Below are 298 nucleotides of genomic sequence, written 5' to 3' on the forward strand. Positions count from 1 at the left end.
ATAGCTCTTGCTATATTCATGAATTTAATTTCGCCGAAGTTTGGAAATAAAGTATTGAAGCCTGTTTTAGAATTATTAGTTGGTATTCCTTCGGTTGTATACGGATTATTAGGGGTTACGATTTTAGTGCCGCTATTACGTGATTCATTCGGGGGAGTGGGCTTTAGTTTAATTGCAGGTATTGTTGTATTAAGTATTATGATTTTACCTACTATTGCTAGTATCGCTTCTGATGCAATACGCTCTGTTCCATTTGATTATTTAGAAGCTTCTTACGGTCTAGGATCAACAAAATGGC

Annotated in this window: 1 protein-coding gene; it reads left to right on the forward strand. The window is 35.6% G+C overall.

Annotated features, from left to right (window positions below):
• The coding region (locus MR113_RS27630) for a PstC family ABC transporter permease (protein WP_242257503.1) at positions 1-298 on the forward strand (298 nt) is incomplete at both ends.

Source organism: Bacillus cereus group sp. BfR-BA-01379, from assembly GCF_022663605.1.
Taxonomy (GTDB): domain Bacteria; phylum Bacillota; class Bacilli; order Bacillales; family Bacillaceae_G; genus Bacillus_A; species Bacillus_A mobilis.